The organism is uncultured Aureimonas sp. (assembly GCF_913775355.1).
Classification (GTDB): Bacteria; Pseudomonadota; Alphaproteobacteria; order Rhizobiales; family Rhizobiaceae; genus Aureimonas.
Map to the genome: position 1 here is coordinate 1 of NZ_CAJYIU010000246.1, position 7,301 is coordinate 7,301.

A 7,301-nucleotide genomic window follows, 5' to 3' on the forward strand; every position below is an offset into this window, starting at 1 on the left:
TGCAAATCCGCCTCATCAGTTTCGTCAGGAATAGCGCCGGGTCGGCCGCGGTGGAGTTCGCGCTTCTCGGTTCGCTCTTCCTGACGCTATTGTTCGGGCACATCGAGGTCGGCTACCTCCTCTTCCTCCAGCATCGGCTGGACGACGCCACCGTCGCGGCGTCTCGCTCCATCATGCTGGGGGCATCGCAGCGAGCGTCGGACGACACGGTCGAGAAGTTCAAGACCAACCGCATCTGCCCACAGCTGGAGCCGTTCTTCGACTGCTCGCGCGTGATCGTGGAAGGCGGCATCCTGCCCGATTCCGCGACCACCTTCGATGCGACCACCTGGGACCGAACACCGATCGGCTCGCAGACGGCCACCAACTTCTGCCTCGGGGCGACCGGGCAGTACATGTTCCTTCGCGTGTCCTATCCCGAGCGTCCGATCGTCGGCCAGATCCTGCCCGCCGGCATGTTCACCTCGTACGGCGGAGAGCGGGTCACGATGCTGGCCTCCTACGCCGCGTGGCGCAACGAGCCGGTCGAGGCCAAGAAGACGGGGCCGTGCCAATAATGGCGATGCGTCCCTTCCAGCGGCTCGGGGGCTTCCTGCCGGCGGAGGGCGGGGCCGCCGCGATCGAATTCGCGATCATTCTCCCGGTCCTGATCGTCATGCTGCTCGGGATGTTCGAGGTCAGCAAGTACGTTCACACCAACAACCAGGTCGTCCAGACCGTCAGCATGATCGGCCAGATGGCGTCCCAGCTTCCGGCGACAGCGAAGCTTTCGGACGTCCAGCGCATCTGGAGCGCCGCGCCCCTGATCGCGCCGGAATCCAAGCGCGTCGCGCAACGCCTCGGCCGATCGAGCTGGAGCGACGCGCTGACGGTGACGATCTCGAACATCGCCTTCCAGAAGCGCGATGCCGCCTGCCAGTCCAACTGCCAGTACGACGCGAGCGTCGCGTGGAGCGTCGGGCAGAGCCCGCTGGTCTGCGGCAAGATCGCGCCGGGCCAGAAGCTCGCACCGACCAACGCGACCGTTCCCAACGACTTCTTCGGCAGCGGCAGCGTTCTTCTGGTCCAGGCCTCGCTTCCCTACGTCCCGCAGCTCGACGGCACGGCGGGCTTCCTCGACGGCGTGGCGCGAGCCCTCACCACGACCTTGAGCGAGTCGAGCTGGTTCCTGCCGCGAAACGCCACACAGATCGCCATGCTGCCGACCGGCAGCGGCAGTCCCCGATCGACCATCTGCCCGGGTTGAGCCCATGACGAAGAAGCGCCTGACCGCATTCGGCCGAGACGTCAGCGGCAACGTCGCGATGATGTTCGCGCTGTCGCTCGTTCCTCTTCTCGGCTTCACGGGCCTGGCCACGGATTACGCTAAGTCCGTCCTGGTGAAGCGGCGGCTGGAACTCGCCATCGACAGCGCCTCGCTGGCGGCGGTTCGCCGAACGGTCGAGGTGATCAACGAGGGCAGCCAGTCCCAGGCCCAGGCGATCGCAGCCGGGGAGGCCGAGGGAAAAGCCTATCTCGCCGCGCAGGCCGGCCGGATCGTCGACGCGTCGCTCACCAACTCGAACGTATCGGTCACGGTCAAGGGCGAGGTCGTCGCCTCCGAGACGCGTTACGACGCGACGGTGCCGACCGTCTTCGCACAGCTGTTCAAGGTGAACGACTTCAAGGTCTCGGGCGCGTCCGGCGCGTCCGTGACGCTTCCTCCCTACGTGGACGTGCACGTTCTCGTGGACATCTCGCAGTCGATGGGGATCGGGGCGACCGCCGCCGATCAGGAGATCATCCGCAACATGCAGGTGCGCCGCTTCTACAACGGCGGCTCCTGGGTCGGTGCGAACGGTTGCGCCTTCGGCTGCCACATCATCCAGTCGGAATTCAAAAGCAACAATCCGGACTACCCGACGAAAACGACCTACGAGATGGCGCACGAGAACGGCGCCCGCATGCGGATCGATGTCGTTCGCGATGCGGTCGGAAAGCTCGCCAACAGTCTTCTGCAGCGCGATGACAAGCGCTACCGGGTCGCTCTGCACACGTTCCACTCCTCCTTCACCACCGTTCTCGGACCGACCGATACGCCGAGCGTCGCCGCCGCGGCGATCAGCAATCTCGAGACGTCGACGCGCGAAGGCGGCACCAACGCGCATGTCGCCTTCAAGAAGCTCCAGGGTATCATCGGAACGCCGGGTGACGGGCTGACGCGGGCGAAGGCCAAGGCGATCGTCGTCGTCATGACCGACGGCACGGAGGACACGCAGATGGAGTATCCGGACCGCGACGGCATCACCTGGGACCCGAACTTCGTCTACTTCGACCCGTCGGCGGCCGACTGGGGTGGCCGGATCCAGTCCTTCGATCCGCAGATGTGCGGGACTCTGAAGAGCACCGGTATCCGCGTGATCGCCCTCAACACCAAGTACCTGATACCCGCGGGCGAAACGAACCCGAAGTTCATGGCCATCAAGGACTGGCTCTACCGCTACATCGACAGCAACATGGCGGCCTGCGTGAGCGGGGCCGGCGACTACTACGACGCGTCCAGCCCCGCCGACATCGATCGGGCGATCGATCAGATCATCAGCTCGATCTCGAAGCCGCTGGCGCTGACGCACTGAGCCTCGTTCGGAGCGCCCCGCCCCGCGACGATCGACCGGGAGGAAGCGCATCCGATCGACATGACGGAGATTGGTCGACGCGCGATGGCTAGCCGCCGCCGTGCCGGACCTCCGACAGCCCGAGCCACGTTGCCAGGAGCCGAAGTTCCGCCTCCAGCGCCTCGCGCGTATCGGGCGGCGCGTCCGCCTCGAGGTGGAGGGCGGGGACGAGGAGGCGGGATCGCGGTCGGTCGGCCTTGAGGTCGACGCGCGCGGCGAGGCGTCCGGCATGAAGGAAGGGCAGGACGTAGTAGCCGTGCTGGCGCTGCGCGGCCGGCACGTAGATCTCGATGCGGTAGCGAAAGCCGAAGAGGCGCTCGGCGCGGGCGCGCTGCCAGACCAGGGGGTCGAACGGGGCAAGGAGAGCCGAGCCGTCGATGCGGCGGGGCGCGCGGGCATCGGCATGGAGAAAGGCCTTCGGCCAGCCCGGGACAGTGGCCGGGACCAGCCTTCCGGCTTCCACGAGATCGGCGACGGCAAGCTGCGTGTCGCGGCCGCCGAGGCGGAAGTAGTCGCCGATCTCCCCGGGCGTCGCGATCCCCAGCGCACGGGCCGAGCGCTCGACGAGGACCCGGTGCGCCTCGCGCTCGTCGAGAGCGGGCAGGGCGAGGATGCCCGGCGGGATCACCCGCTCGGGCAGGTCGTAGACCCGCTCGAATCCGCGCCTCCGGGTTCGCGTCGTCACGTGGCCGGCGTAGAAGAGCCATTCGAGCATGCGCTTCGGCTCGGACCATTCCCACCACCCGGTCCGTCCCGTCTCGACGTCGGATGCGCCGAGCGGCCCCTCGTCGCGGATGCGGGCGAGGAGCGCCATCGCCTCCGCACGGCGCGAGCCCGCAAAGGCGCGCATGCCGGAATAGCCGGCCTCGCCCCGGTCGGCCCGCGCCATGCGCCAGCGCAGCGCCGGATGGAGGTCGAGCGGAACCAGCGAGGCCTCGTGCGCCCAGTATTCGAAGACGCGCCGCTCCGACACGCGGCCCCAGGCGTCGCGGTCGAGAACCGCGGTGTCGTAGACGCCGAGGCGCGAGAAGGCCGGCAGGTAGTGGGCGCGCGAGAGGACGTTGACGCTGTCGATCTGGTGCAGCGCCAGCCGGTCGAGATTGCGGCGCACGTGGAGCGTGCCCGCTCGCTCCGGCCGGGGGCGGGCGAAGCCTTGCGCACCGAGCGCGATCCGCCGGGCCTCCGCGGGCGAGAGGGACAGCGTCAAGGCGCGCGCTCTAGAAGCGCGCGCTCGTCCGGCGTCAGCGGGCGGACGGCGCCCTTCGGCAAGTCGCCGAGCGCGAGCGCGCCGATCGACACGCGCACGAGCCGCAGCGTCTCGGCCCCGAGCGCGGCGAGGAGCCGGCGGATGTGGCGGTTGCGGCCCTCGTCGAGCACGATCTCCAGCCAGGCGGTGCGCTCCCCCTCGCGCAGCAGCCGAACCGAGCGAACCGCGAGATGCTCGCCCCGATCCTCGACGCCGGCACGGATGCCCGCAAGGAGCGCGTCGTCCGCCGCCCGGTCGATCTGCACGTGGTAGGTCTTCGGCACGTGCGAGGCGGGATCGAGAAGGCGCTGCGCGAAGGCCGTGTCGTTGGTCAGAAGCAGCAGCCCTTCGCTTGCCTTGTCGAGCCGGCCGACCGGCGAGACATGCGGCAGGTCGAGACCCTTCAGGCAGCGGTAGATCGTCTCGCGCCCCTGCGGATCGTCGCGCGTTGTCACGAGGCCGCGCGGCTTGTTCAGCATCACCGTGACGGGCGCCTCGGCCGCCACGGGCCGGCCGTCCACCTCGATGCGAGCGGCGGAGGCGAGCGTGCGATGCTCGGGGTCGCGCACGACGCGGCCGTCGACCCGCACCCGGCCCTCGCGCACCAGGGCCTCCCCTTGCGTCCGCGAGCAGTAGCCGAGCTTGGAGAGGACGCGGGCGATCCCGTGGCCGCGATCGGAGGCTGCAGCCGGCGAAGCATTCGCTCGGCCTCGGGGCCGAGTGGGTGGGCGGTCCCTGTCTCGCGTCATCGGGCGGGGCGCATGGGAGGCGTCATGCCTGCCGGCTTGCCGCAGCCGGGGCCGGCTTGGCAAGCCCTCGCGTGCCATCCCCGAATTCTCCGGTGACGGGCCGCACGGTGCCTCAGGCCGGAACCGGCTCCGGCGGCGCGGCGGGGTCGGGCGCCTCGGCGGCCAGCGTCCAGAGCCGCGAGATGCGCGCGGCAAAAGCGTCCGGTCGTTCGGCCAGAAGGCGCCCACAGGTCTCGGCAGCCTCCGTGCGCAACTCGGCCTGATGGCGATCGAGCAGCGCCAGCACGACGTCGAGATCGGCCCGCGCGCCGAACGAGCGCGGATCGGCGAGCATTTCGGCATGGAGCACGGCGTAGTCGTGGTCGCGGCCGAGCGCATCGGCGGCGCGGTCCGCCTCCTCGCGCAGCGGCGACAGCGCGGACGGCCACAGGTCCTCCAGAAGCTTGAGGTGCATGCCAAGATACTTGATGCGCTTGCGCAGGTCGTGGAAATCCTCGGCATGCCCGCTGGCGAGCGCCGCCTTGAGATCGCGCCGCCCGCGCCGGTAGTTCGCCTCGATGCCGGCTACGATGCGCTCGCGGTTGCGCATCTCGCGCCGGCCGAAGACGAGGCCGTCGAGCCGCGTGCGGCCCTCCTTCAGGGCCTTCAGCGCCTCGGCGGCGCTGTCGGCGGCGCTCCCCTCCGCCTCGATGGCGGCCTGCCGCTTCAACTCCAGCGCGGTACGCACCACGTCGAAGGAGGAACTGGCGACCTCGCCCGAAAACCGTGCCTCCAGCCCGTCCAGCGCCTCGATCAGCGCCGTCCGGTCGCGCACGGCCGAAAGCGTGCGCCCGGCGTCGCGGTAACGCGCGTTCTCGGCCTTGGCGAAATCGGGATCGGCCTCGCGCAGGAGGCGCACCAGCCCGCGCAGTTTCTTCAGCCGCTTGCGCGCCTCGTGCACGGCCTCGTGCCGTCCGTCCTCATCCCCGGACAGGTCGCGGATCGCCTTGTCGATCTGTTCCTGGGCGGCGCGCCGGATCGCGGCGTCGACGGGGGTTCGGGGGTCGATGCGGTAGGCCATGGTCTCCTCGGCGGCCGGCAGGGCCCGGCCGGGCATCTAGCGCATGACGGCGGGAAGGGGACCCGGCGTCAGCTCCGGGGCGCGTCGCGGTCCGGCCGGCCGTTCAGCGCCATGGCGGCGTTGGTGTAGCGAGGGTCGTTGGTAACCTCCTCGCCGATCCAGTCGGGCAGGTCCACGGCGTGTCCGACGGCCGGCAGCTCGATCTCGGCCATGACGAGTGGGGCCAGCACACCCTCGAACACGTCCACCTCGATCGTGAGGTCGCCGAGCGGCACGAGATGGCGGCGCTTGTCGACGACGAAGCCGACGCGGGCGGCTTCGAGTTCGCGCGCGTCGGCTTCGGGGATTTCGTACTCGTACTCGCCGCGGGCATCGCCCGCGCCGGTCTTGATGGTGATCATCGGCTTTCGCCCCTCGCGAAGGCGCACCCGGACGGTGAGCCCCTCGCGGATAGCGAGGTAGAACTGCCGGACCCCTGTGCCCGCGTCGGCATGGCGCCGCCAGGCGTCGCCCTTCAGCAGGAACTTGCGCTCGATCTCGATACCCATGACGTCAAGGGTCGGGCGCAAGTTCGATCCGTCAAGCCTCGGCTCAGTCGTCCTCGACGAAGACTTCCTTGCGCTTGTTCCGGATGGAGGGCAGGAGCGCGAAGATCACGCAGGCGAGGCCCAGCGCCAGGAGCGAGGCCGAGATCGGCCGCTCGAGGAACACCATGGCGTTGCCGCGCGAGATGATCATGGCCCGGCGCAGGTGCTCTTCCAGAAGCGGCCCGAGCACGAAGCCGAGCAGCAGCGGCGCCGGCTCGCAGCCGAGGCGGATCAGCACGTAGCCGAGCACCCCGAACACGCCGATCGCATAGACGTCGAACGGGTTGTTGTTGATCGAGTAGCAGCCGATCGCGGCAAACAGCACGATCGCCGGGAAGAGGATGCGGTAGGGGATCGTCAGCATCTTCACCCAGATGCCGATGAGCGGCAGGTTGAGGATGACGAGGAGCACGTTGCCGATCCACATCGAGGCGATGATGCCCCAGAAGAGCGCCGGCTGCGTGTTGATGACGTTGGGGCCGGGCGTGATGCCCTGCAGGATGAAGGCGCCGACGATCAGCGCCATCACGGGATGGGCGGGGATGCCGAGCGTCAGGAGTGGGATGAACGAGGTCTGCGCCGCGGCGTTGTTGGCGCTTTCAGGGCCCGCGACGCCCTGGATCGCGCCATGGCCGAACTCGGCCTTGTTGGACGCGAGGTTCTTTTCCATCGAGTAGGAGGCGAAGGACGAGAGAACGTGGCCGCCGCCCGGCAGGACGCCAAGGATCGAGCCGAGCGCCGTGCCGCGGATCACCGGACCGATGATGCGTTTGAAGTCGTCCTTGGTCAGCCAGAGGCCGGCCACCTTCTTGACGCCGATCTCGCGCGTCGTCTCGTTCTCGAGGTTGCGGAAGATTTCCGCGACGCCGAAGACGCCTACGGCGATCGAGACGAAGTTGATGCCCTGGTAGAGCTCGAGCTGACCGAAGGTGAAGCGTGGCGTGCCAGTGTAGATGTCCTGGCCGACGGTGCCGAGCAGCAGACCGAGGCAGATCATGGCGAGCG

At 69.0% G+C, this 7,301-nt stretch carries 8 protein-coding genes; 3 read left to right on the forward strand and 5 right to left on the reverse strand.

The genetic code is table 11. The features are described from left to right. The 3 genes from QZ753_RS14830 to QZ753_RS14840 form a co-directional block, all read left to right on the forward strand. Positions 1 to 557 (forward strand): TadE/TadG family type IV pilus assembly protein (locus QZ753_RS14830; RefSeq protein WP_294644670.1); only part of this gene is annotated, 557 nt, incomplete at its 5' end. Further along, a complete protein-coding gene (locus QZ753_RS14835; protein WP_294644671.1) occupies positions 557 to 1,246 on the forward strand; it encodes a TadE/TadG family type IV pilus assembly protein in 690 nt (229 codons plus the stop codon). The genes QZ753_RS14830 and QZ753_RS14835, both read left to right, overlap by 1 nt. A gap of 4 nt (positions 1,247 to 1,250) precedes the next feature. Continuing rightward, positions 1,251 to 2,615, forward strand: a complete 1,365-nt coding sequence (locus QZ753_RS14840; protein WP_294644672.1) for a TadE/TadG family type IV pilus assembly protein — start codon at positions 1,251 to 1,253, stop codon at positions 2,613 to 2,615. A gap of 88 nt (positions 2,616 to 2,703) precedes the next feature. Here QZ753_RS14840 and QZ753_RS14845 read toward each other — a convergent pair whose 3' ends face one another. The 5 genes from QZ753_RS14845 to QZ753_RS14865 all read right to left on the reverse strand — a co-directional run. Further along, positions 2,704 to 3,861: a crosslink repair DNA glycosylase YcaQ family protein gene (locus QZ753_RS14845; protein WP_294644673.1), complete on the reverse strand. Its 1,158-nt coding sequence runs from the start codon at positions 3,859 to 3,861 to the stop codon at positions 2,704 to 2,706. Then, positions 3,858 to 4,562 (reverse strand): pseudouridine synthase, encoded by a 705-nt coding sequence (locus QZ753_RS14850; RefSeq protein ID WP_294644678.1) that lies wholly within the window; start codon positions 4,560 to 4,562, stop codon positions 3,858 to 3,860. Before QZ753_RS14850 ends, QZ753_RS14845 begins: the two co-directional genes overlap by 4 nt. A 199-nt stretch (positions 4,563 to 4,761) precedes the next feature. Then, the gene (locus tag QZ753_RS14855) at positions 4,762 to 5,709 is read right to left on the reverse strand and encodes a CHAD domain-containing protein (protein WP_294644674.1); all 948 of its coding nucleotides are present in this window, start codon (positions 5,707 to 5,709) and stop codon (positions 4,762 to 4,764) included. A 68-nt stretch (positions 5,710 to 5,777) separates the two neighbouring features. Further along, the gene (locus tag QZ753_RS14860) at positions 5,778 to 6,278 is read right to left on the reverse strand and encodes a CYTH domain-containing protein (RefSeq protein ID WP_294644675.1); all 501 of its coding nucleotides are present in this window, start codon (positions 6,276 to 6,278) and stop codon (positions 5,778 to 5,780) included. A gap of 22 nt (positions 6,279 to 6,300) precedes the next feature. Next, positions 6,301 to 7,301: tripartite tricarboxylate transporter permease (locus QZ753_RS14865; RefSeq protein WP_294644677.1), on the reverse strand; the 1,001-nt coding region annotated here is incomplete at its 5' end.

Bases quoted from the DNA above. Each gene is read 5' to 3' on its own strand.
- QZ753_RS14840 (WP_294644672.1), top strand. From the start codon at position 1,251: ATGACGAAGAAGCGCCTGACCGCATTCGGCCGAGACGTCAGCGGCAAC.
- QZ753_RS14855 (WP_294644674.1), bottom strand. From the start codon at position 5,709: ATGGCCTACCGCATCGACCCCCGAACCCCCGTCGACGCCGCGATCCGG.
- QZ753_RS14835 (WP_294644671.1), top strand. From the start codon at position 557: ATGGCGATGCGTCCCTTCCAGCGGCTCGGGGGCTTCCTGCCGGCGGAG.